Origin of the sequence: Saccharothrix sp. NRRL B-16314 (genome assembly GCF_000716595.1) — a bacterium.
In the GTDB taxonomy this organism is placed as follows: domain Bacteria; phylum Actinomycetota; class Actinomycetes; order Mycobacteriales; family Pseudonocardiaceae; genus Actinosynnema.
In genome coordinates this window covers 1-380 of sequence record NZ_JNXC01000152.1, presented here as the reverse complement: position 1 = coordinate 380, position 380 = coordinate 1, and the positions used below count along the sequence as shown (strand labels likewise).

The window sequence follows — 380 nt, the reverse complement described above, 5'->3', positions numbered from 1 at the left end:
GGACCGGGCCCGGACGGCCGGAGCGCATCAGGTGGAAGGCCTGCTGGAAGACACCGGGGACCTGCGCGGCCTCCAGGACGGTCGTCGCGGCCTTGGTCACCGGCTTGGCGATGGTGGCGATGTCGACGGCCTGGAAGTCCTCCTTGTGGAGCTTCGAGACCGGGGCCTGGCCGGTGATGCAGAGGATCGGGATCGAGTCGGCGATCGCCGAGTACAGGCCGGTGATCATGTCGGTGCCGGCGGGGCCGGAGGTACCGATGCAGACACCGATGTTGCCGGCCTTGGCCCGGGTGTAGCCCTCGGCCATGTGGGACGCGCCCTCGACGTGGCGGGCGAGCGTGTGGCTGACGCCGCCGACGTTCTTGAGCTCGCGGTAGAAG

General features: G+C 70.0%; 1 protein-coding gene. It reads right to left on the bottom strand.

Going from position 1 to position 380, the window contains the following annotated elements; all coding sequences use genetic code 11:
* A partial coding sequence (locus tag OQ02_RS39440; protein ID WP_033443794.1) for a thiamine pyrophosphate-binding protein occupies positions 1-380 on the bottom strand: 380 nt, incomplete at both ends.